The 24,952-nt window shown below is 33.6% G+C and carries 15 protein-coding genes; 1 reads left to right on the forward strand and 14 read right to left on the reverse strand.

Annotated features, from left to right (window positions below):
* Positions 1 to 80 precede the first annotated feature (80 nt).
* Both MHI00_RS15680 and MHI00_RS15685 read right to left on the reverse strand, forming a co-directional pair.
* Complete coding sequence (locus MHI00_RS15680) at positions 81 to 1,631, reverse strand: Mur ligase family protein (RefSeq protein WP_341114797.1); 1,551 nt, start codon at positions 1,629 to 1,631, stop codon at positions 81 to 83.
* Between the two features lie 211 nt (positions 1,632 to 1,842).
* Positions 1,843 to 3,174: a haloacid dehalogenase-like hydrolase gene (locus MHI00_RS15685; RefSeq protein WP_332489704.1), complete on the reverse strand. Its 1,332-nt coding sequence runs from the start codon at positions 3,172 to 3,174 to the stop codon at positions 1,843 to 1,845.
* 485 nt (positions 3,175 to 3,659) lie between these two features.
* On the opposite strand from MHI00_RS15685, the gene MHI00_RS15690 reads away from it, so the two are divergent.
* Positions 3,660 to 5,099, forward strand: a complete 1,440-nt coding sequence (locus MHI00_RS15690; protein WP_016356297.1) for a helix-turn-helix domain-containing protein — start codon at positions 3,660 to 3,662, stop codon at positions 5,097 to 5,099.
* 49 nt (positions 5,100 to 5,148) lie between these two features.
* Here MHI00_RS15690 and MHI00_RS15695 read toward each other — a convergent pair whose 3' ends face one another.
* The 12 genes from MHI00_RS15695 to MHI00_RS15750 form a co-directional block, all read right to left on the reverse strand.
* Positions 5,149 to 8,904 (reverse strand): hypothetical protein, encoded by a 3,756-nt coding sequence (locus tag MHI00_RS15695; RefSeq protein WP_341114801.1) that lies wholly within the window; start codon positions 8,902 to 8,904, stop codon positions 5,149 to 5,151.
* Between the two features lie 674 nt (positions 8,905 to 9,578).
* Positions 9,579 to 15,098 carry a hypothetical protein gene (locus MHI00_RS15700; protein WP_341114803.1) on the reverse strand — a complete coding sequence of 1,840 codons (5,520 nt, stop codon included), beginning with the start codon at positions 15,096 to 15,098 and terminating at the stop codon, positions 9,579 to 9,581.
* A 38-nt stretch (positions 15,099 to 15,136) separates the two neighbouring features.
* The gene (locus tag MHI00_RS15705) at positions 15,137 to 16,273 is read right to left on the reverse strand and encodes a DUF916 and DUF3324 domain-containing protein (RefSeq protein WP_341114805.1); all 1,137 of its coding nucleotides are present in this window, start codon (positions 16,271 to 16,273) and stop codon (positions 15,137 to 15,139) included.
* Positions 16,274 to 16,357: 84 nt separating this feature from the next.
* A complete protein-coding gene (locus MHI00_RS15710; protein WP_341114807.1) occupies positions 16,358 to 17,056 on the reverse strand; it encodes a WxL domain-containing protein in 699 nt (232 codons plus the stop codon).
* A 35-nt stretch (positions 17,057 to 17,091) separates the two neighbouring features.
* Positions 17,092 to 17,751, reverse strand: a complete 660-nt coding sequence (locus MHI00_RS15715; protein WP_341114808.1) for a WxL domain-containing protein — start codon at positions 17,749 to 17,751, stop codon at positions 17,092 to 17,094.
* Positions 17,752 to 17,778: 27 nt separating this feature from the next.
* Positions 17,779 to 18,762, reverse strand: a complete 984-nt coding sequence (locus MHI00_RS15720; RefSeq protein WP_341114810.1) for a WxL domain-containing protein — start codon at positions 18,760 to 18,762, stop codon at positions 17,779 to 17,781.
* 87 nt (positions 18,763 to 18,849) lie between these two features.
* Entirely contained in the window at positions 18,850 to 19,074 is a 225-nt protein-coding gene (locus MHI00_RS15725) for a hypothetical protein (protein WP_332629619.1), read from the reverse strand.
* Complete coding sequence (locus MHI00_RS15730; RefSeq protein ID WP_341114813.1) at positions 19,058 to 20,608, reverse strand: helix-turn-helix domain-containing protein; 1,551 nt, start codon at positions 20,606 to 20,608, stop codon at positions 19,058 to 19,060. The genes MHI00_RS15725 and MHI00_RS15730 overlap by 17 nt, the downstream gene beginning before the upstream one ends.
* A gap of 395 nt (positions 20,609 to 21,003) precedes the next feature.
* The gene (locus MHI00_RS15735) at positions 21,004 to 22,458 is read right to left on the reverse strand and encodes a helix-turn-helix domain-containing protein (RefSeq protein ID WP_341114815.1); all 1,455 of its coding nucleotides are present in this window, start codon (positions 22,456 to 22,458) and stop codon (positions 21,004 to 21,006) included.
* A gap of 91 nt (positions 22,459 to 22,549) precedes the next feature.
* On the reverse strand, positions 22,550 to 23,029 hold the full coding sequence (locus MHI00_RS15740) for a glutathione peroxidase (RefSeq protein ID WP_087115065.1): 480 nt from the start codon (positions 23,027 to 23,029) through the stop codon (positions 22,550 to 22,552).
* Positions 23,030 to 23,134: 105 nt separating this feature from the next.
* Entirely contained in the window at positions 23,135 to 23,803 is a 669-nt protein-coding gene (locus tag MHI00_RS15745; protein ID WP_341114818.1) for an ABC transporter ATP-binding protein, read from the reverse strand.
* 4 nt (positions 23,804 to 23,807) lie between these two features.
* Positions 23,808 to 24,884 carry an ABC transporter permease gene (locus MHI00_RS15750; RefSeq protein WP_010051976.1) on the reverse strand — a complete coding sequence of 359 codons (1,077 nt, stop codon included), beginning with the start codon at positions 24,882 to 24,884 and terminating at the stop codon, positions 23,808 to 23,810.
* Positions 24,885 to 24,952 lie beyond the last annotated feature (68 nt).

The following is a 24,952-nucleotide window of genomic DNA, read 5'->3' on the forward strand; positions in this document are numbered from 1 at the left end:
ACTAATCATAACAGATATTGCTAAAGTTTTCCTTAAACACCATTAGAAAGATTGCTACCATCGGCTTTCTTAACCTTTTCTTATAAAACAAACTGTAATTGATCTTTAATCACTTGGCTATCTGTCACATAAGATTCCCTAACCCCATTTCGTAACTGAAAAGCATCGCTCCCTTTGCCAACCACCAACAAAACATCACCCGCTTGAACCCGTTTTAAAGCCTTAGTGATTGCAGCTTCCCGATTCAAGATAAATTCATACGATACAAATCCGTTTAAATGAGACCCAATCTCCTCACAAATAGCTCGCGGATCCTCAAACCCGGGGTCATCCTCCGTCAAAATAACATAATCAGCTAATTGCCCTGCGGTTTCACCTAAATCTTGACGCCTAGAAAAACCTTTGTTACCTGGGCAACCAAAAACAACAATTTGTTGCCCATCAGGATAGCGTGCCTTTGTCCACATTAACAACTTTTGTAAACTAATCGCATTATGCGCATAATCCACAATAATCATTGCCTCTTTATGAGGGATAATTTCCATTCTACCTGGGACTTTTGCAGAGGCTAAGCCAGCTTTAATTTCTGCCTCACTACAACCTAAATAGCGGGTAGCTGCAATCGCAACCAAAGCGTTTTCTAGATTAACAGCTCCGACTATGTTTAAGCAAAAACGTGTAGCAAGTCTCCTTTGTTCTGCTTCAAAAAGTTTCTTTTCTACAATTTGAAATTGGACAGATTCAGCTTGATGCTCCACCTTGGCTAGTGAATAGTTTGTTCCAGCTACTCCCTCTGCTTCACCTGCCCAAATAACGTTTGGCGTACTTTCTTCAGCAGTTTTCTTAATTTCAGATAAAGCCAGCGTATCGGTATGTATCACAACGGCTTTACTGTGCTTAAATATCTTTAATTTATGCTTTAAATAGTCTGCAAAATCTACATGTTCATTTTCACCAATATGATCAGGTGAAATATTTAAAAAGATACCTAAATCATACTCTAATTGATAGACTCTCTGCATTAAATAAGCCTGAGACGAAACCTCCATAACCAAGTCTTGATAACCTTTCCCAACGGCTTGATCCATTAATCGATATAAATCTAATGATTCTGGTGTGGTTAATTCAGCTGGTGTTTGGCCTAATCCAACATCTGTAAATACAGTAGAAAAAAGAGCCGTTTTATTGCCATTTTGCTGATCCAAAATACGCTTAATAAAAAAAGAAGTGGTTGTTTTGCCTTTTGTACCTGTAACCCCGATAATTCTTAGTTTCTTTTGTGGATAATCATAAAAATGCATGGCTATTAATGCCATAGATTTTTGACTATGTTTAACAAGTATTCCAGGGATTTCCAGAGTCATATCAAGTTCTTTTCGTTGTTTTTCTTCCATTACAAATCCAGTTGCTCCGGCATGAATTGCTTGAATTAAATAGTCAGATTGAAAGTTGATTCCTTTACAAATAAATAAAGAATTTTCGACAACTTTTCTAGAATCAAAATGGATTTGTTCAAACACACTAGTCATTAACTTTGAATGATTCATTTCATTGTTTGCCATGAATCCTAAAAATTGATTGTATTGTTTTAGTAACTGAATGATTTCCTTCATTGAAATACTTTTTGTCATTTTTTCATCACTTCTCTTCATCGCTATTTATTGGTAAATATTATTAATTGCATAAGCATGTCTTAATGATAGCGATATCTTAATCAAATTTCAAATAAATATTGGTAAAATAAGCCCTTATTTAAAAAAATTATGAATTTCTACATACTTTTGCCTTAAATTCAAAAAGAACTCTCCTTCCTTTCAGAAAGAGAGTTCCATCACACTATTTTTATTTTGCAACATTCAGTAATTTTTCTTCAGTTTCACCTAATAAAATTGATTTTGAACTTGGGATAAGCTGGCCTTTATTTTCATCTCGACCTTGTAAAAAGTAACGCTGATCTTTATTTCCCGCAGATTCGGTAGCTTCTTTAGCTAGCTTTCCAATCCCACCGTCTTTCACTCGATTAAAAATTAATCCAACTTGTAAATCTGGGAAATCTGAAAGCATCGCTACGTCGCCATTGCTATCACCAGCAACTAAAATAGGCGTAACATTTTCATGTTTAGGTGCAATGAACTTGATAATCGTATCCGTTTTGCCTTTTCCCTGCGTTTGATCATAGTCTGGATCCATCTCAGCTTGGATGATTCCTTCTGCATTTTTCTTTAATTCCATCGCATAGACTTGCTCTTTAGGTACCTGGTATCCATATTTAGCATGGGTAGCAAAAGGAACAATCACATCAATAAATGAAGCTGAACAGACATAAACATCAATCCCATTCGCCATCAATGTTTGGTATAAATCTTGCATTTCTGGGACAGTACGAATTCCGGTTTTAAAGGTGACTGCTAGTTCCCCAGCTTGTCCTTTTAAATCTGCAGGACTTGTCCATGTTTCTTCACCCAAATCTTGCTCCAGCCAATAATCTGCTGCCTCTTGACTTAAATCTTGAACTTCCTTCGAGGTCATCCCACTCACTAAATAAGTGACCCAGGGATAACTTATATCTGAACTAAAGGAACTGCCAATGGCTTCATATAAGTAGCGCAATTTGCTACTAAAATCTACATATTCTGGGAATTTCTTAACTTCTTCCAATGACTGATTACCAGCTAAACCTTCATAATTTTGATATAAAGCTTGATAACTCGAACCAATGTCAGCTGCAATTTTTTCAATATTAACGGCTCCCCCAGCTTTATTGTTCCATTCTTCTTTAAAATCATCTGCAGGAATATTGGTTTTCAGTGCTGTTTCTAATTCTGTCGGATTCATTTTAAAACGCAAATTCATTAATTGATACGTTAAAACTGCTTCTCCAATATCATTGATGATTGTCGTATTGTCCCAGTCAAAAACAGCATAGGGTTTTGGACTTTTTTGATAATCTTCACTCAATGTACCGTGCTCTGATATGGCCGTTTTTAAGGCTGCGTAATTTGTCTTTTCCCAATTGCCTACTTTTAATTCGACTTCTTTTTTTGCAACTGAACTTTCTGAGGGCACTTCTTTTTTTGTTTCATTTTTATTATTATTGGCTCCACACCCGCCTAATACAATCATCGTTCCCAAAAGAATAAATACACCTCTACTTATTTTTTGATTTCTATTCATTTTGCTTCCTTCCCCTCTTTATGTTTTTCTAAAGTGGGACAAAAAGAGTCCCCTAAATAACTGCTCTCCCTAGCTTCATCGCTAGTTCTGCGTATGTTAATTAGAAGCCTCGTTGCTTCAACAAACAGATATCTGTACGCTTCTAATTATATAGGAAGCGTTTTCTTTCGTCAATTCATTTCTAACAATAATCTAATTCTCATTTAAATATAATTCTAGTTGAAGGAATCCATTATATTAATTCTTTTAACGTATTTATCTATCCTTTTTTATATACCAAATAAAGATATCTACTCGTGTTATTTTTCACAAGAAAAACTACTATAAACAATAATTTAAAACTTATTTTTTTTTGCAAAAAAATGCTCATAACCTTTATTTAATAACGTTTTTAGTGTATAATTTAAGAATGAAAATTTGTTTATTTTATTAAAATAACGTCTCTCCTTCCCCTTTAGATAACACCAGAAAGTAGGTACATTCATTTGAAAAAATTATTAGATAAACCCTTCCATCTAATTTTAAAATTACTTGAGCATTTTTATAAAAAAACACCTCAAGAAACAATTAATTATTACTCAGATTTTTTAAATGTCGATCGCAGAACTATTTTAAAAATTATCACAGATCTTGAACGAGATATTGCTGATTGTCAGTGGGAAAATCAGCTTACGCTAGAAGTTACAGAAACAAAAATCATTGCTACGTTTTCCACAAATTTTTCTTTAGAAAATTTTTATCGTTACTATATGGAAAGAAGTTTATGTGTTGAACTCGTACAATCCATTTTTAAAGAAGCTGAGATTTCTTTAGATCAAATTATAGAAAACTTTTTTGTCAGTAGAACAACCTTCTATCGTCGGATTACACCTTTAAAAGAAGTACTTGCTGAGTTTGATTTAGAACTAGATTTCACAAAAAAACAATTCCTTATTGGTGAAGAAAAGCAAATTCGTTATTTTTTTTCGGTTTTCTTTTGGGAAATTTTTCGTTCAACAGGGGAATACAAACATCCTGATTTGAAAGATACTGAATACCTTAACAGAATAAAACAAGATTTAAATTTATCCATTCCACATTTTCTTTATTTCCAACTCTATTTAAATATTTCTTTAACTCGAATTTCTCAAGGCTACCTAGTATCCGAAGTAATTCCTTATCCTATCAAAGAAATTAATTATTCTTATGCTCAGTTTAAAAACTTAACTGCACCTTATTTTAATAAATTAATGCCTGCCCAACAGAGTCTAGAAATTCACAGTCTTTATTTTTTATGCGTCACTTCAACAATTTATCCTAAAAAAGTAACAAACTTAATTCCTATTCAGAAAATACCTGAACTTAAATTTGCACAACAATGGATTCTTTATTATACAAATTACTTTGACACAATTTTAAGTAATGAAGATTATGTATATTTATACTTAAACTTATCCCTAATTTATGAAAAAAATAAGACTTTCCACGGCGGTACTAGCTCTTTTGGAGTTAATTCAGTTACTGAAGTTCTCAGAGAAGAAAACCCAGATGTTTTAAGATATTCAATGCAATTTTTTAGTTACCTTTCCACACAAGAAGAAGAATTCCATATCGCTCCTTTCCAAGTACTAAGCTTTACGCTGTTGATTCGTAGATTATTAATCAACGGAGCTCCGCCACTTCGTCTTTTAGTTTGTTCAAAAGTAGGGCAAGAAGAAACCGATTGGATTCAAAGTTTAATTAAAAAAATAAGTTCTGTTCCAGTTGAATTTTATTCTTCTACTTCTCCAGACTTAGATTTAATTATTTCAGACTTCCCATTACCTCCAGATTTAATTTCCGTCTCTCTTGATAAACTGTTTCTGTGGCTGACTTTTCCTAGTCCAAAGGAATGGAGATCTTTGTTGAAAAAATTGGAAGAGATTTATTATACTAAATTAAATTAACTCGTGAAAAAATAAGACTCAGCGTAGTATGCTAAGTCTTATTTTGATTTTATGGGGCATCAGATAACACCCAATTAATTTCACCTTGATAACGTCCAATTTTAGCATCTGGATTAACTTTTAATAACATCCCAGCTGATTCTGCCCATTGAATTGTTGAGTAGGTCTCATTCCCAGTTGCTATTTTTTGACTTGTGTCATTGATAGCTACTTCTTCCATTTTCTCATTTTTATAAACCAAAGAACTATTTAACTTATCTTTGGACTGATTTTCAAAAGGCGTTACACTAGCAAATAATGACCAGTTTGAACCAATTGTATTTTCTAATGACATATTCCAATTTGGTTGTTTTCTTTCTATATATTGTATTTTTTGGTTTATTTTAGCTGATTTATAATCTAAATTTTCGGGAACTTCCTTAAACTTAAGTACTCCGCCAACTACTATATCACTATTTTTTTGTATGTTCGTGCTAGAGTCTTCTCTAGTTGCTTTAAAAGTAGCAACATAACTGCCAAGAATGGGTTTAATTTCGTTTGCAATAAGCTCTATAGGTAGCTCCGTACCATCTGCTATATTCCAGGCTTTAGGTGCAACTTTTTTGTAAACCAACTCATCTAAAGTTCCTTCTTGATCACTTTGACGAACATCCACGAGATCAAACGAAGTGTTCTTAGCATCTAAGGCACTATTAGTTACGTCATCAAATACTGTACTTTCTGAGTTATAAACATTAACAGGAATTTTTTCAGTCACTTCTTTTTGCTGATTATCGATTAATGTTGCCTCAACCCACTGAAAACCGATTACTGATGAATCAATAGACAGCGGATTTTTTAGGGTTACATTCGTTCCTTTGACTACCTTAAATAAGTTTTTCAGATCGTTGCTAATTGCTTCACCTTGTTTAACCTTTTGAATTTTGGGCTCGCCGCTTAATTCATTAATTGTCAATTCTATTGGCTTAGCCACAGAGCGTGAACCGTACTCATCGATGCCCACAATCGAAACTATATGTTTTCCTGCTGAGAATAGCTTACCTTCAATTTTAGCTTGATAGTTTTGAACTTCATTGAAAGGAACATCCGCATAATCTAGCAAAGGAATCATGCTTTTATTTTTATTGTCCATTTCAAGATATAAACGATAACTTTTATTATTGATATCAGAAATAGTTCCTGTTATATCAATGCTTTCATTTTTATATAACGATTCAATTTTTTGATCCAATGTAATCTCTGGCGCAACCATTCCTCCAAATTTAATTCTTTGCTTGAAAGTCGTTGCTTCGCCTGGAAGAACAGTTACCCCTGGGTTTTTCATGGCCATCCCTAAATCGCCTAAATTATTGACTGCTTGTCCTTCTTGTAATTCTAACGGTGGATTTAGTGGCTTAGAGCCATTCCAATAATGTTTTTTTGATTCCCAACCAACGCCATCAACGGTTTGTGAGTTATATTGTTGGAAATTTTTCAAGGTTGATTGAGCAGAAACGACCCAATTTGGCATCGTTTCTGGATCTGGCATTACGACTACTGGTTGTACATAATGTAACATATGGAATCCCTTAAAATCCTTTAGTACACTTACAACTGGAGGTGAGGCATCCACTAAATCAACAAACTGACTGACCCCAATTCTTTGAGCTTCAGGGTTATTATTCGTCACTTGGTATGTGACTTCTGCTGTTCCATCCTCTAATAGTTGCTGAATAAGATCAATTTGGTATGTTTGATAAATAAAGCTACGTTTTAAAGTATTCGTTGATGTGTTCCGAGTATAAAGGGATTCAACTTGATTCCCCCATAAAAAACCTTTCGTTCTCTCCTCACTAGTCCCAGGTAAAAAGCTCCCATTAATAATCAAGGTAGCTTCAATTGTACTCATAGTTGGAGTCGTATAGACCCAAGGAGAGCCGTTATAGGTGTACCACCAATTCCCTTTATTCCAATTAATCTTGTTGCCATTTTTTTCAACAAAATCAGTTGACGCACCTAATTCCCAGCCCGATTCTAGCGGCTCCTTCGTTACAATTACAGATATTTTCTTTTCAACAAATTTAGCTGTACCTTTTTTTGTTGCTCTAATCGTGGCTTCGTATCTTCCTAGTTGCGGTTTAGAAGTCTGGGCGGTGATGGATAAATTAGTTTCTTTTCCATCTTCCATTTGCCATGCATTGGCGTCACTTTTTTCCAACAGCAACTGATCTAAACTATTTTTCTCAATTGCTGTATTTATTTCTGCTATGGTCAATTTAGCATTTTTCACGTTAAGAATTAGATTATCTAGATCATTAAAAATTGTGCTTTGAGGATCATAGATTGTCACTGGAACTTTAACAATTTCTTCTTTTAAATTGTCATCAATCAATGTGGCATCAACCCATTGGAAACCTATTTTTGTGGAATCAAATGGTGCTAGTTCTTTTAGTTTAGTCCCTGTTCCTTTAACATCTTTAAATAATTTAGTTAAATCCTGGGTAAGTTCCTCACCTAATTTTACCTTTTGAATTATCGGGGTTCCACTTACCTCACGGATTAGAAAATTGATTTTTTGAACATCGGATCGAGCACCATATTCATCTATCGCTACAATTGAAACAGTATGGTTTCCTGCAGAAATTTTCCCACCTTCAATACTTGCTTTATAACTTTGGACTTCTTGCAAAGGAATATCTTTGAAGTCCTTTAATGGTACTAAGGTTTTCCATGCATCATCCAATTCCGCATATAAACGATAATTTGAGCTACTTACAGCAGAAACAGTTCCTGTTATCTCAAAACTTTCACTTGTATATAGATCCCCACTTTTTTGATTTACTGTCAGCGCTGGTGGAATGAATTTTCCATACTTTAACCGTTGTTTAAACACAGCAGTTTCTTTAGGTAAAACAGTGATTCCTGGATTTTTCATAGCTGCACCAGAGTCACTTAGATCCATCGGTTGATTTTCTTTTAACTTAACTGGAGGAGTTAAAACTGCCAGAATATTTCGATACCGTTTTCCAGACTCCCAACCCAATCCATCAGCTGTATTTGAGCTATATGGCGTAAAATTCATCAAAGAAGATCCATAACTAGATGCGGCCCAATTAGGCATAGTTTCTGGGTCAGGAATCATTGCCAAAGACTTCACATTGCTTACATTCAGCCCTTTAAAATCGTTTAAAACTCTAATTAGCGAATTATCACCAATATCAACATATTGACTAATGCCAATTTTTTGAGCTTCTAAATTATTATTTGTAACTTGATAACTTATTTCTACAGATCCATCTTCTAATAACTGTTGAATAATCTCAATGTTGTACGTTTTATAAGGAAAACTACGCTTTAGCATACTCTTCTCATGATTCACCATATAAATTGACTCACTTGTATTCGCCCATAAAAAGCCCCCATTTGTATTTTCTGAGGTGCCACTTAAAAAATTCCCGTTAACAATCAAAGTCGCTTCGATTGAATCTCTAAATACCCAACTTCCTTTGTCGTAGGTATACCACCATGCTCCCTTTTCCCAGCTGATTTTATTGCCTTTTTTTTCAAAATAATCAGCAGCTGTTCCAATTTCCCAGCCAGTATCTAACTCTGTCCCTATTTCTTGATTGGTTGGTTGTTCTTCTTTTTTTTCAACGTTTGTTGCTCCACTAGCTTCTATTAGACTATTTTCTGCTTCGCTTCTTGTAATATTTTCATTTGTTTCTGCAAAAATATGTCCCCTAAAAACTTCATAATTCCCATATAAAGTCACACCAGCTAAACTCAATATAAAAATGAAAATTATTTTTATTTTATGTTTGCTCATTATTTTCAATTTCCTTCTCTCTATGTCTATACATGTTAACTTCTTTTGTTTAATTGATTTATTTATTTGCTAAAAATAGGTTGTCCTCATAGAACTAACCTCCTTATACAAACTTGTTATAAAAGTATTTTTAGGTTATAGCTTAAACTGGAATAGAGTATTTAAATAGACATAATCTATTTAAACCTAATTTCGTTTCCCTTTCATCCCAAAAAATGGTTACCTAGCCGACTTTTTTTGGATTAACATCACTATTTTCCACTTATTTTTATAGATATTTTAGTTTTCTGGAAAAATAATCGATTAACTGTTGTTTTAACTTGGTTTCATTTGCTAGTTTAGGTCAATAGGTTCAACTTAAATTAGTCTATTCTTTGAAATAAAGACTAATAACTGTCTTAAATCCATTGATTTCTAGAGATTTAAAAAACATTACTATCGTTTCTTTTAATATCCAAAATATGTAGGTTACCTGTTCATTTTTAGGTATAGACGATTTATCAAAAATCTGCTACCCAAGTAGACAACTAGTCTCATTTAATAATAAATCAAACAATTGTGACCTAAATATGGCTGTCGATTATAGGTAACTCCTTTTCATTTGTAATTTCAACTAAAAAAAGAAAGAAAACTTAGCAACGCTACTTGCTAAGTTTCTTTCTTACTAGTTATAGTTACGGTGCATCAGATAACAACCAGGTAACCTCACCTTGATAGCTTCCAACTTTGGCATCTGGGCTGACTTTTAATAAAAGTCCTGCTGTTTCTGCCCATTGAATCGTTGGGAAGGTTTCGCTTCCTGTTGCGATTTTTTGACTTGTTCCATTAATAACAACATCTTGTGTTTGGCTCTTTTTCAAAACCAATGCACTTCTTAATTTTTCTTTTGCCTGATCTTCAAATGGATTAGCACTGGCAAACAGCGACCAATTTGAACCAATTGTGTTCTCTATTTCAATTTTCCAATCAGAGTGCATACGCTCCACATAGGGCGTTTTTTGACTTAACTTCGTTGTTTTGTAATCCAACTTTTTCGGTAACTCTTTAAATTTAAGTTCACCACCAACAGCTAACTGGCTAGCTTTTTGTAAACTAGCTCCTGAGTCCACTCGTGTTCCTTTAAAAGTAGCACTATAATTTCCAAATACTGGTTCAATCCCATTTGTAATGAGTTCAACTGGAATTTCAGTACCATCTTCCATATTCCATGCTTTAGGTTCGACCTTTTGATAGACCAAATCATCTAAAGTTCCCTCTTCAGCACTTTGGCGAACATCAACTAACTCAAAAGAGGTATTCTTGGCATCCAATACGAGGTTATCTACCTCATTAAATACAGTACTTTCGGGATTATAAACATTCACTGGAATTCTTTCTGTAATTTCTTTTTGCTTCCCATCAGTTAACGTTGCCTCTATCCATTGAAAACCTATTACGGAAGAATCTAATGATATTGGATTTTTTAAAGTAACATTTGTGCCTTTGACTTCTTTAAATAAGGTTTTTAAATCATTGCTAATCGCTTCACCAATTTTAACCTTTTGAATGTTTGGTTCACCACTTAGTTCAGTAATGGTTAATTCAAATTTTTGGGCGACTGAACGAGTCCCATACTCATCAATGCCAATAATAGAAACTGTATGAATTCCTGGAGAAAAGTCTTTTCCTTCAATCGTTCCTTGGTAGTTTTGGACGACATTATAAGGAATATTCGTGTAATCAGCTAATTGAATTAACGTTTTATCCTTGTCATCCATTTCCAAATACACACGGTAATTCATATTATCTGCATCTGAAATAGTTCCATCAATGACTATTTTTTCATTTTGATACATGGAAGCTTTTTTTTGATTCAATGTCACTTGAGGTGCTGCAAGTACACCGTATTTTAAGATTTGTTTGAATGAAACACTCTCATTATTCCCAACATTTAAACCTGGATTTTTCATTGAAACACTTGAATCGTTTACATCAATAGGCTGGTTTTCTTTTAACTCCACCGGTGAAGGATACGAACTACCTCCAGAATCACGATATCGTTTTCCTGTTTCCCAACCAAGACCATCAGCGTTTTGCGTACTGTATTGTCTAAAATTTTGTGTTGAGAAGTAATGTCCAGCTGCCCAGTTTGGCATTGTTTTTGTGTCAGGTATAATAGCCAAAGAAGATTGACCATACGTTAGATTAATACCTTCAAAATTATTAATCGGTGTAACGGGTACTGAATCTGATCCAACAAAGGTATCAACATATTGACTAATCCCAATTTTTTGCGTATCTGCTCCCATATTCTGCACTTCATATGTGATTTCAACAGCATTATTCCCTAACAATCGTTGAATTAGATTAATTTTATATCGATCTAAATAATAAAATGTACGTCTTAGAGAATTGGTTTCTTTATGAATGCTATAAGTCGATTCATCTAGATTTTTCCATAAAAAACCTGAGTGAACTGTATCTGATGTATTAGTTGGAAACGCACCATTTATAATTAAATTCGCTTCAATAGACGTATTAAACATCCATCTACTCCCATTATAGGTGTACCACCATGCCCCATTGTTCCATTCAATCTTATAGCCATTATTTGAAATCACATCGCTTTTTGTTCCATATTCCCACCCATCTTTTAATGGTTCATCTGTGGTGTAAATAATAATTTTTTTTTCAAGAATTTTATTTGTATCCGTTCTTGTTGCTCGAATCGTTGCACTATAACTTCCAAATTTTGACTTCACATCATGTGAGAAGACTGTTACAATAGATTCTTCCCCATTTTCAGCTTGCCAAGCTTTGGCTTCACTTTGTTGTAGAATCAATTCCGTTAAACGATTTTCTTGGTTCGCTTTAGTTATCTCTTCTGATGTAAGTCCTATATTTTTTACGTCCAAAACAATCTTATCTACCTCATTAAATATCGTCGTTTTATCATCATAAACCGATACAGGTACTTTATATACCTCTTCTTTTAAATCCGAGTCTATTAAGATTGCCTCTGCCCACTTGAATCCAACTGTTGTAGAATCTACCTCAGAAACCGATTTAAGTTTGGTTCCATTTCCGACAATATTTTCAAATAATTTTGTTATATCTGTTTGAATCTTTCCACCAATTTTTACTTTTTGAATTAATGGTACTCCACTTACTTCCTTGATTGTAAGAGACATCGTTTTAGCCTCTGATTGAGCACCATACTCGTCAATCCCAACAATAGATACTGTATGACTTCCTTTTGTAAAATGTTTTCCTTCAATCGCTACTTGATAATCTTGTGTTTTTTGATAAGGTACATTTGTAAAGTCTTTTAGCGGAATCAATGTTTTATCCGTATCGTCCATTTCTAGATACAAGCGAAAGTTATGATTATTGACATCGGAAATGGTTCCAGTAATATCAACACTCTCGCTTGTATACATTTCTTCACTTTTTTGATTTACTGTAACCGTCGGAGGAATCATTCCGCCAAATTTTAAAGTCTGCTTAAATATAGTTGATTCATCTGGTTGTACCATCACACCTGGGTTTTTCATGACTGCACCGGAATCACCTAAATTCAATGACTTATTTTCTTTTAACTCAACAGATGAATCAGGTTGTTTTTTACCCGATTCCCAGCCAGCCCCATTGGCTGTTTTTGGACTATATCCAGAGAAACCATGTAAACTTGAATAATATCCCGTAGACCAGTTTGGCATCGTTTCTGCATCTGGCATCATAGCTAATGAATTCGTGTTTGCCATGTTCAGTCCTTTAAAACTGTTGAGTACTCTAATTGGAGAAGAATCACGAATATCAACATATTGACTGACACCAATTTTTTGTGGAACAGAAGCCTTGTTCGTCACTTGATAACTAACTTCCACTGATCCCTCATCTAACATTTTTTGAAGAATATCAATCTGGTAGGTTTTATAGGGGAAGCTCCGTTTCAATGTGTTTGTTGCTAAATTTTTAGTATAAACGGATTCTGCTAAATTTGCCCATAAAAACCCACCATTCGTATTTTCACTGGTTCCTGCTAAAAAGCTACCATTCACAATTAATGCTGCTTCTATTGAAGTCCCATATACCCAGGGATTGTTATTGTATGTGTACCACCAATTTCCATTATTCCAATTGATTTTATTGCCTGTTTTTTCAATAACATCATTGGCTGTTCCAAATTCCCAGCCATCTTGTAGGGGAGCATTTGTTACAGAGAAGGAAATTTTCTTTTCTAGCGTTTTATTCGTATCTATTCTTGTCGCTCGAATGGTGGCCTCATAATTCCCCATTTGAGCTTTAATTGTATGGGTAGGAACCGATAAAATTGCTTCTACTCCATTCTCCATTTGCCATGCTTTGGCTTCGCTTTCTCGGAGAATCAACTCATTTAAACGATTTTTTTTGATTGCGGCATCGATTTCACTTACTGTAAAGCCTATATTTTTTGCAGTTAGGCTAATTTTATCTGTCTCATTAAAGACTGTACTAACAGGATTGTAGATTGAAACTGGAATTTTAAACGTTCCTTCTTTCAAATCATCATCAATCAAGGTAGCCTCTACCCATTGAAATCCTACATTTGTTGTATCGAATTCGGCAACATTTTTTAGCTTTGTACCATTTCCTTTAATATCTTTAAATAGGGTAGTTAAATCCGGATTTAGCTCTTCACCTAGTTTCACTTTTTGAATTAAGGGAACACCACTGACTTCTCGAATAGCAAAAGTCAGCTTTTGCTCTACCGAACGAGCACCATATTCATCAATGCCAATGATTGACACAGTGTGATTTCCCTGAGTAAAATATTTCCCTTCAATTGTTGCTTGATAATTCTGAACTTCTTGGAAGGGAATGTTTTTGAAATCCTTTAACGGGATTAACGTTTTGCCAGCATCATCTAGTTCTAAATACAAGCGATAGTTTTGATTATTACTGTCTGAAATGGTTCCCGTGATATCAAAACTTTCGCTAGTATACATAGAACCCATTTTTTGATCTACCGTGAGAGCCGGTGGAACCATTCCGCCAAACTTTATAATTTGCTTAAAGATAGCGGATTCCCCAGGTGCAACTAGAACCCCTGGATTTTTCATAACTGCTTCTGAATCACCTAGAGCCAGGGGTTGATTTTCTTTTAACTCAATAGATGAATTGGGTTGTCTTATTCCAGTTTCCCAGCCAATCCCAGCTACCGTTTTTGGACTATATCCATTGAACCCTTTCAAAATACCGTATCCCCCTGTTGACCAGTTTGGCATCGTTTCTGCATCTGGCATCATAGCCACTGAATTCGTCGCTGTCACATTCAATCCTTTGAAATCATTAAGTACTCGTATTGGAGAAGAATCTAAAATATCGACATACTGACTGACACCAATTTTTTGAGTTTCACTATTTTTATTTGTGACTTGGTAACTGATTTCCACTGATCCATCGTCCAATAATTGTTGAAAAATATCAATCTGATACGTTTTATACGGGAAGCTCCTCTTCAACATATTTGTTGTCGAGTTAATAAAGTAAACAGATTCATTTTTACTGCCCCATAAAAAACCATAGCTTGTATTTTCAGATGTTCCAGCTAAAAAACTTCCATTTATAATCAAAGCAGCTTCTATTGACGTATTATATATCCAGCTATTGTTATTATAGGTATACCACCAAGATCCACCATTATTCCAACTGATTTTATTGCCATTTTTTTCAATAGTATTCGTTGCAGCACCAACTTCCCAACCACTATCGCTCATTCCTCTGACTATATTTTCTGCTTGTTGGGGCTGTAAGAGTTCCTCTTGTGACTCAGTAAGTGAGTTGGTTTCTATGCTATTTTCTTCACTACTATTTTCTTCACTACTATTTTCTTCACTACTATTTTCTTCACTACTATTTTCTTCACTACTATTTTCTTCACTACTATTTTCTTCACTACTATTTTCTTCACTACTATTTTCTTCACTACTATTTTCTTCACTACTATTTTCTTCACTACTATTTTCTTCACTACTATTTTCTTCACTACTGCTATCTAGTTTTACTTCGTGGGTATTGATTTCAGAACTACTAGTACTAATACCTTCACTAGTTTCTTCATCCATCTCTGCAAATATACGTCCTTTTAAAAACTCGTAATTTGCATAAACAGTACCACAAATTAAAATCAGTGAAAAAAGAAGAGCTACTATTTTTTTATTTTTTTTTAGCATCTTGATTCTCCTTTCTTAAAGAGTAAATCTGGCTCATTCTATTTCCTTCTAGTTTTATTACTTGTTCCTCTTGTCGATTCTGAACTACTTTTCCTTTTTCTTAATTCTTGTTGCTTCTTCCGTTTTCTTTGTTTCATTAAACGTGCGCGTTTTTCTGCCGCTTTTTTCTTTTGATGACGGTAAATAAAGAATCCGATTACTAGAATAAGAAAGATCGTTATTCCTGCAACCACTGAAATAATCAAGATCCAGTTCGGTTCTGTTTTTTCTAATTCAACAGCTTCTTTGTTTAAGTCGGTTGAATCTTTTGCAGAAATTTTAAATTCTTTTTCAAATTCCCACTTGTCTTCTCCTGATTGGGCAATGAGTTGTAACCTATAGGTGCCTGGGTCTAAACTTTGGTTGTCCCAATTAATCGGAAAATCAAAATTCGAATTCGGTGCCATTGATAGTCCTTCTTTTTTGGTTTCATGAAGTACTTTTGTAGTGCCTTTTTTCATGACTTTTGCATCGACAGATACGTCTTTCATAATCGTAGCTTCTGTATTTTGCAGATTTACTGTGACTGCTGTTCGGTAATTTAATAAGGCTGGTTTAATCTCGTTTAATTCCATAACTGGCTTAACTTCATTTGTATTTTCTCGTAGTTGGAGTCCAATGACATAAGAATATTTGTTTTTGATTTGCACATCTTTTTCTTTATCTTTGGTATTTGAGTTGTCTTCTTTTTTAGAAATATAAAATCCACCTAAAATCAACCCGTCAAATTCTTTTTCGGGCATTTGAATAGTGAATGGCACTTCTTTCGTTTCTTTTGGTTCTAATGTCACTTCTTGAGCTTTCGAAATAATGGATGTCACCGGATTTTTCAGCGTGGAATCCACTTTTTCATCTGCCTTACTATAATCAATCACCCCATTTTGGTTGGTCATCGCTACATTTGGAGAAATAAGAATCGTGGCTTTCTCATCGCTGGAATTACTGACAGTTAAAGTAATGTCTTGTCTTTGATTGGGTTCCATTTTTAAATCGAAATAAGTAAGTGTTTTGTTGATTTGGTTTTCTGGTATATTTGCTTTAACAGAATAAGCCATCGTTTCTGCAGCTTCTCCTATCATTGGCATATGTTGGAGCCCGATTAGACAGACAACGAGTATCGAAATTATTTTTTTCATCTTATTGTGTTCCCCTTTTCCTAACTAGAATAGAAAGGACCATTGAACAATCGGTCCTCCCTATCGAATTTTAAATTTACTACTTTATTTTGGTGCGTCTGCTAATTCCCAGGTAATAGAAGACGTATATTCTGTATTCGCTTCTGGTGTGCCAGCAACCACATTTAATTGGATTGCTTCATTGGCTTGATCTGTTCCTGACCAGACAGTTAGCCATGTACCGCGGCCACCTTTATCTTTGGCATTCATAACTGTTTTACTTTCTGTATTATCAAATAAAATATCTGACTTAGTTGGCGCTACAGAAATATTGCTTGAACTTCCTGCTTTGACAACACCATCTTTAAAGGCTAACGTTGCACCTCGTAAGACTTTATTTCCGCTTTTAAATTCGCTCATTTTAGCCGATAAGCTCCAACCGTCACTAGCTCCGCGTAAATCAGTTACTTGGACAAATGGATTGGCATTCTTCGCTTTATAAGCAATGTTTTTACCAGTAATTTTGTGTTCACCAAATTTGATATTTGAAACATAATCGATTGATAGAGGACCATCTTGTCCTGTACCTGGATTATCTGGGTCTGTTGGGTCAACTGGATTTGGTACATCTGGATTATCTGGATTTATTGGATTAACTGGTGGAGATACTACGCCTTCACCAGAAGTGAAATTAATCTTATTATCGGAAGTATGTGTGCTTGATACTACTGCTTGTGCTTCTGCTCCTCCAAAAGCGAATGAAGCCAAGGCTATTGTTGTGATTATTAATGAACTTTTTTTCATTTTTCTCTACCATCCTTTTTATTTCTCTGATCTATTTAAGGTGCATCTTCCAATGACCATGTAATTGTTGAAACATAACTCGCTACTTTGTTTCCTGAAGGTACTGCTAATGTGACTTTTTCTCCATTTCCTTCAAAGTCATTGCTCCATCTTGAACGCCCTTGAGTTGTTGTTGCACTCATAATACTCGCCGCTGTTGGTGATAGATTTACTTTGTAAGCTGTTGGTGTTAGCAATGGGTCAACACCTTCATCTGTACTTAATTTACCTTCTGGAATCGTCATGACTGCGCCTTTTAAGGTTAATTTATTTTCACCAGTCGTTTCAAAAGCTGTTGCACTAACTTTTAAGTTCCAACCTAAATCTTGTCCACGAGAATCGGTAACTTGTAAGCCTAATTTCGTCCCTTCAACCGGAGTTGCTTCAAGTGGCGCTTGCGATTCTGAGCCTAGTTTCTTTGTTGGAAAATTAAAGCTAGATACTGCATCTAAACTTAATGGACCTTTGTTTCCTGTTGGTGGTTTAATACCTGGATCTAGTATCTCAGGAACAGTTGTATCATCCCCAGCTTGTAATTCAAAATTCGCTTTTGAAGTTCCAGCACTTGCTTCTGCTGCCTCCACAGATTGATTTCCTAAAATTACAACACTCATTAAAATTCCTGTACCAATAACTAAATAGTTTCTTACTTTCATGATTATCTCTCCTCCGTTAATTTATTTTTATTCTGGTGCATCCATTAATGTCCATGTCACAGTCGACATATATTCGCCTTTTTTGTTTCCAGCAGGGACAGTTAATTTAATCTCATCTTTATCAAACACGGTTCTCCAAGTTCCCGCGCCTGATCCTGTCGCCGCATTCATTAACACAGCTAAATCAGCATTGATTTCAACTGAACGCACAGTTGGTGCAAGAGAAATATTGCCTTCTGCTTTGACTGTTCCTGCTGGTAAAACTAATTTCGCTCCTTTTAATACTTTTGTTTCATCTATCATGTCTTTAAATGGTGTTTGTGATACTTGAACATTCCAACCAGCTTCTTCACCACGTTTATCTGTTACTTGAATATTTGAGTTTTCAACAACTGATGTGTATACCTGTTCTTTCCCATCTAACTTATGAGTAGAGAATAGAAGTGGTGCTATATTGTCTAAGGTTAAGATTCCTTTATTTCCGGTACCGCCTGGTGGCACTGTTGGTTCTTCGGGCTCTGTTATCTCATCGTCTGTGTCTCCTGGAGTTAAATTAATATACCCATGAGATGTGCCCCCTTTACCATCTTCACTGCCTGTAACCACATCTTGTGGTGCAGCAGTTGACGTACTTGCACCTAGCAACATACCGCTCCCAATCAATCCTAACATTGTCATTGTTTTTAATTTCATTTTTCTTCCTCCTCGTTTTGTCCTTAATTTTTCAACTGCTATTGCAGCTCCTAAAAAAACCAACCCTGTTATAAGTAAATTTGTATCTTCACATACTCCTGTTTGTGGCAATTTTGAGCCTATTCTATTACCTTCTGTTTTAGGTAAAACCTGATTTTTTTGAAGCGTGCCACCGTCCTCTTCTACTCTTATTTCTTCTTGTTCAGTAAAAGAAATACCCGCTTGACTGGTCGCAGTATCTGCCATACTTGTTGAAGAGAAAACAAAAAGTAAATATAAGCTCAGACCCCATAATAGAATATGCTTTATTAGCTTCATTTTTTTCACCTCCTGCTAACTTTTACTTTAGGTTTTTTTAAAGGGATTACCTAAAACCCAATAAAACCTTTAATAACCCCACTCAAATTAGTCTTTATTTTTTTTTAACAACAAAACTTCGTCACCATATTCTACTGACTGAACTTGTGCAACTAAATTAAAATTTTCTTTAACTAATTTTTCTAACTCTAAAGAATCTAGCTCTTCGGGAAGAATTAAGTTCTTTCTTATCGTTTTAAACCCATCCTCTAAAAATGCTTTAAATTCAATATAATATAGAACTCCATCATCCCACTTATCCTCTATTCTCAATTTTAATTTCCCCCATCTCATTTAATTCACACTCATTAATTTGCGCATAAATCTTTTCTTGAATAATATAGATAATTTTATTCAAACTAGGTATATCCTTATCCGACGCTATCATGACTTCCTCAGTATAATCTTGTCCCATTGAGCTATTCGTAATAATCAAATTAGTTTGACTATTTAAATGACTCTCTATCTCAATATTCCCTCCAAATAGTAAAAGAAGTTTCTTTTTTATGAATTTTTCACTTAATATATCAAGTGTATTGGACATAAAAATTTTAATTGGATCAATTTCTTTTTTATTGAATAGATACGTGTAAATATAGTGATAATATTTTTTAATCATAACTGTCTCTTTTACAGTTTTTAGCTCATGAATATCTATAAAATCTGAAAATTCCTTATTTTCTATCAATTTATAATAAAACTGTTCTGTTTGTTGATATATTTTTTGATTTAAAATGATTGAATCTGGATTATTTTCATACTTAAAAAATACAGACCTTCTATCTAATGCTAATTCCGCAGGATAATTTAAAATGTATAAATCTTGATACAGCTGAAGTTCATCTTTTAATAAAATCTTTAGTTTAAAACTATTTTTGAATTCTTCTACCCATATTTGGTTAATTCGTAAACATTCATTATTGTTATGTGAAAATAGAATGAAATTTCCTAAAGCTTCTTCACTTATTGAAAGAATCTGCTCTGAATACATCATATACATTAAAAAATTAGTTTCATTAGCACGGCGTTCTTCATTCCAAATGCCGTGGTCATTTATATATTCTACATATATTTCATAAATTTTATTATAATTTATGAACTCATTAAAAGAGTATGTATTTTTTAGCATAGTATTATTTTGTAATAGTCTTTTCCTAACAATAGAAATTAAATAATATAACTTTCGCTTTTGTATAAAATTCAATTCCTGCGTCATTTTTTTGATTTTTTTTTGATAGAGACGCTCCATCTCTATTTTTTGACTCTGCTCGAAAGGCCATTCAACAGAATTATAAAATGTATTAAAAAATTGGAAATAAAAAATTCTAATATAGTACTCTTCTCCAATAATTCCCCCTTTTAAATGAGTCGCTAGCTTTAAATTGCTTTTAGCAAGGCTCCTGGTTAATTGTTTTTTAGCTCTAGAAAAAGTAGCTGAACTAATATACTTTTCTGTGCAAAACTTAACAACATCGATATACCCTTTATGATACAATTCTTCTACCATACTGAAGACAATTGATCTCTTTCCACAAGTTAATATAAAAGCATCTAGATTAACGTAATCAGATTTTTTTTGAGAATCATTTTTTTTTTTTAAGTAATATTTTTTATTAGTATTCATTCTAACTTCAAAATCAAAATCTTTTAACTCACTTTTAATAAGCATTAAAAGCGTATTCGCAGTTTTTTTTACACTTTTAATATGTTTTGCTACTTCATCTAGCGATACTGGTTTAACAGACTTATTAATAAAATCTAATATTTTCACCATTTTTACATACTCTAAATCTAAAAACTCTAACATTTTAGGTCTGCTCTTTTCTGTTATTTAGTTTATATTCTAAGAATAGCACAATTTTTTTCTTTTTCTTTTCACATAATTCCTTAAAAAAAATGCTTGTTTATTCCCTTTATTCCACTATTTTCTACTTACTTTATTACTTTTATTTGTATGAACGCCAACAAATATGATAAATACCCCCTTTACAATTGTTATTTTTTCATTTTTTTCCAAAAAAAATTAATTGCTATTTCCTCCTAACGAATTTTATTCTATTCTATCTATGAAAAAAAAGCATTTCAAAAACTCCTACCAAACTTGGAGTTTTTGAAATGCTCTCTATTTAATTGTCCCATTCACTTTACTGAACATATCTATTTTACTTTGTTTTTAGTGTGAAATTTAAATCCCAGTTATGTTCATTTAGAAAAGTTAAAATTTGAATAGAACGATTCTAATTTGGACCAATCTTTTTCTTTTGGATATATCGGAAAACAAATGACTTCTAAACCAGGAACAACAACACCAGGCAAATTAGTAAGAATCAAATCAAATTGATTTTTTACCTTTTCTACATCCGCTAAGCCATCACTATTAATAACTTTGATAGTAAAACGATTTTTAAATCTATTACTAATTTCATCTTGAATCAGTTTTCTATACTGTTCTTTCACATCATAAACAAAGCCTATTTTTAATGGCGTTATTTCCTTCTCAAGTTCGATTAAAAATTTATTCCAATGAATAATCAATATACAGATATATTCATTTAATTTGTATTCTTTTAAAACCTCACCCTCAAAAATCTCAGTTAATTTTAATCGTATAAACTCAATCCCTTCAAAATAGTCATGCTTAAAGTGCTTCACAATAGTTGTTAAGTTATCGTAGAGCATATGATAAGTTCCATAATCTAACATTCGGCTATTACATAAATGAACTAAGATATCTTCTCTACTAGCTTGTTCTATTTTATATTTAGAAGCTATACTATCAATTAATGCTTCAAATTTTTCTTTTGTTTGCCTAAGCTCAAGGTTTGTTTTTGAGTATTCTAGTAATTTATTATAAGTAAAAGACCATTTCCCGTCTGAAAATATTGAAAATAATTGAATCAGGTTTTGGCTACTAAACTCTTTGTAAAATGAATCCTTTAATTTTTTTTCGATAATCGAAGTATCAACATCCAAAAAAATTTTTTGTCGGTGAAGATTGGGTTCTTCTGGGATAAAGTGATTATTTTTCATTCGAGTTAATTGTACTAGAAGGAATAATTCTGCTCGTTCTCGGTCTCGATATTCTAATTCAACATAATCTATTTTTAATACAAAATCGACAAGTTCCTTAACTGCCTCTATTTGTGACTTTGTAAAAATAGTTTTTTTAAAATAGTATCGTTCTACAACGTAATGAAGAAAAAAATTATAGATTCTTAGTTCGTTTCCGATAATTTGTACTGGATTTAAATTTATTTCCATCTCTTCTTCCTGCATTATTTCATTAATTCTACTCACCATTCTTCTCAGCGATGAGGAACTAATAAATAACTCTTCTGCTAGTTCATCTACTGTATACGTTTCACATAAAAAAATTTTTTCAAGGAATCTAAATTCAAGGCTAGCAGAAAGCAAAGCAGTGTAGAGATAGGTAATCGAATAGTTAGAAGGAATGACAAGCTTTACACCTTTGTTTCCACTAACTTTAATGTCAATAGGATATAAAATTAATCTCGCATACTCGATGTCTCTTTTTAACGTTTTAAAAGATACATTAAGTTCATCACCAAGATCACGCATAAATAACTCATCTTTATCATACAAAAATTCAACTAAATGTAAAATACGACTGTCCTGTGGCGACAGTATTCTTCTCATACCAACCAACTCTCTTTTCTTTATTCGCTTCTTTTTAAAGGAAGTCGAAAAAATTAGTTGAAAATTTTTTTCGATATCCTTATATATAAATCTACTTTCTAGCTAATAAATTTTCAATATCTTCAATCATATTTTTAGGACTATCTTTTGGTGCATATCTTTTTACAATATTTCCTTCTTGATCAATTAAAAATTTTGTGAAATTCCATTTAATTTTACTTCCCAAAACACCTGAAGTATTCTTAACTAAATAAGAAAAAATTGGATTCGCATCGTCACCATTTACTTTTGAAATTTCATGCATCGGAAAAGTAACTCCATAAGTCAATCGGCAAGCTTCTCCTGCTTCTTCGCTTGTACTTAATTCTTGTTTAAATTGATTAGAAGGAAAGCCTAAAACTTCTAGTCCTTTTTCATGGTAAGTCTCATAGATTGTTTCTAAATCTTCAAATTGAGGCGCTAATCCACACTTAGTTGCTGTGTTTACAATCACGAGTACTTTTCCCCGATATTTTTCCATCGAGTAGGTTTCACCATTTTCTAGCGTTGCTGTATAATCATAAATAGTCATGTTAGTTCCCCTTCCTCAAGCTAATAAATTTAATTTTTGATTCTATTGACTATCTACAGTATACCCTAAAATACTTTTTCTCACTCTTATTTCAACCTATTCTTATCATAACAATTTCAAAATGCCATCTCGCATTTCGTAGACTTTATCGCAACGCTCAATCAAACGTTGATCATGGGTGACCATAATCGTAGCTTTTTGTTTTTCTTTGGTTTCTTTCGCTAAAATCTCAACAACTTCAAAAGCTTTTTCTGAATCAAGACTCGCTGTTGGCTCATCTGCTAAAATAACGCTTGGATGATGATACAAGGCACGAGCAATTGCAACTCTTTGACGCTCTCCACCTGACAAATCTTTTGGATAACTATTCTTCAAACTTAGCACACCTAAATCTTCTAATAACTTATCTGTTGCTTTTTGATCAAATGCCTTTTTTTCCACTTTATTGACAAGCTTTAGTTGATCATTAACACTTAAAAAAGGGATTAGGTTTGACGCTTGTAAAATAAAGCCTAGCTCTTTAAAACGTAATGCTGAACGTTGTTTTTCTTTGACGTTACTAAAATTTTTCCCGTTAATAAAAACTTCGCCTTCTGTCGGGCTTTGTAGTCCGCCAGCAATCGTTAATAATGTGCTTTTGCCAGATCCACTAGGTCCAATAATCGCAACGAATTCTCCAGCTTTAATAGCAAAATCGGTTTTCTTTAAGGCCGTGACTTCAGTATGACCTTTCCCAAATTTTTTGGTTACTTGTTTAAGTTCTAATAAATTCATAAGATTACCCTCCAATCGCTTCTAGTGGATCAATTTTCACAATTGTTCGAACTGAGAACAGTGCGCCTAAAATAGCAACACTAATCAATACCACTGTAAAACCTGCTAAAAATAGATAATTTGTCATATAAGGAACTGCCTCGGGTAAGACAAGAGCTGTACCTAACGTCAAGACTAAGCCAATCCCAACACCAAGCGTTGCTAATAAAAAGGTTTGGGCAACAATTGATTTAGCAATATAACTTGTTGCAATTCCTTGAGCTTTCATAACACCAAACATACTGCTTTTTTGTAATGTTAAGACATAGATAAAAATACCAATCACGAAGGCCGCAATTACAAATAAAAAGCCAATCATAATACTAAAAGTTAAGGTTTGTGCCGTATAACCTGGAATATTTGAAATAAAGGTTTTTGACGTAATCCCACTAACCTTATCTTTATCTAAACCTAAATCTTTCATATTTCCAGATTTGACGACGACCCCGCTAATTCTCTGAGTTGCTGACGGATCAGTTGTACCAAATTTTGCCGCTTGCCACTCTGCCATATCCATGTAAACAATCGGAGCTGTATTAAATTTACTGTTTGTGGTGAATCCGACAATTTTCAACGTTGCTCCGTTGGTAGATAGTCGAATCTTATCTCCTAATTTCAGTCCCTTTATTTTCAAGCTGTCATCAACTACAACCTCACCTTCTTTTTCAAAGGTGCGCCCTTCTGTTACATTTGGATTAATAAACTCATCTTGATTGACGCCAAAAACATTAATATTAATTTTTTCAGAAGTACCTTTTTTGGTAATAACTCCGGCTAACTGCCCTAATTCTGCTGTTTCTTTAGCCTTAATATCTTTTACATCGTCGCTAGAAATCGTTGAAGCAGATAAATTATTGTTGGCTTCACTGCTTAAAACAATTCCTGCAGCATCCCATTTATCGACTACCAAACGATTGTCCTGCGCTAACCCATAGGCTAAGCCTGTTAAAAAAAAGACTAAGTATGATACTAAAAACATCACTCCTACAATTAGTGCAAAACGTGTTTTTGAGTATTTTATTTCGTTCCATGCTAAAAACATGTTATCATCCCCATTCATTTATCAATTGATAAACAAATAATACCATTTATCATTTGATAAGTGAAATG

It is taken from the genome of Carnobacterium sp. FSL E2-0243, from assembly GCF_038003605.1.
Classification (GTDB): domain Bacteria; phylum Bacillota; class Bacilli; order Lactobacillales; family Carnobacteriaceae; genus Carnobacterium; species Carnobacterium maltaromaticum.

What these genes read in the sequence shown, in the direction of transcription:
- MHI00_RS15700 (WP_341114803.1), bottom strand. Translation starts at nt 15,098, where the DNA reads ATGCTAAAAAAAAATAAAAAAATAGTAGCTCTTCTTTTTTCACTGATT.
- MHI00_RS15730 (WP_341114813.1), bottom strand. Translation starts at nt 20,608, where the DNA reads ATGTTAGAGTTTTTAGATTTAGAGTATGTAAAAATGGTGAAAATATTA.
- MHI00_RS15720 (WP_341114810.1), bottom strand. Translation starts at nt 18,762, where the DNA reads ATGAAGCTAATAAAGCATATTCTATTATGGGGTCTGAGCTTATATTTA.
- MHI00_RS15680 (WP_341114797.1), bottom strand. Translation starts at nt 1,631, where the DNA reads ATGACAAAAAGTATTTCAATGAAGGAAATCATTCAGTTACTAAAACAA.
- MHI00_RS15685 (WP_332489704.1), bottom strand. Translation starts at nt 3,174, where the DNA reads ATGAATAGAAATCAAAAAATAAGTAGAGGTGTATTTATTCTTTTGGGA.
- MHI00_RS15705 (WP_341114805.1), bottom strand. Translation starts at nt 16,273, where the DNA reads ATGAAAAAAATAATTTCGATACTCGTTGTCTGTCTAATCGGGCTCCAA.
- MHI00_RS15750 (WP_010051976.1), bottom strand. Translation starts at nt 24,884, where the DNA reads ATGTTTTTAGCATGGAACGAAATAAAATACTCAAAAACACGTTTTGCA.
- MHI00_RS15715 (WP_341114808.1), bottom strand. Translation starts at nt 17,751, where the DNA reads ATGAAAGTAAGAAACTATTTAGTTATTGGTACAGGAATTTTAATGAGT.
- MHI00_RS15695 (WP_341114801.1), bottom strand. Translation starts at nt 8,904, where the DNA reads ATGAGCAAACATAAAATAAAAATAATTTTCATTTTTATATTGAGTTTA.
- MHI00_RS15735 (WP_341114815.1), bottom strand. Translation starts at nt 22,458, where the DNA reads ATGAGAAGAATACTGTCGCCACAGGACAGTCGTATTTTACATTTAGTT.
- MHI00_RS15710 (WP_341114807.1), bottom strand. Translation starts at nt 17,056, where the DNA reads ATGAAAAAAAGTTCATTAATAATCACAACAATAGCCTTGGCTTCATTC.
- MHI00_RS15740 (WP_087115065.1), bottom strand. Translation starts at nt 23,029, where the DNA reads ATGACTATTTATGATTATACAGCAACGCTAGAAAATGGTGAAACCTAC.
- MHI00_RS15745 (WP_341114818.1), bottom strand. Translation starts at nt 23,803, where the DNA reads ATGAATTTATTAGAACTTAAACAAGTAACCAAAAAATTTGGGAAAGGT.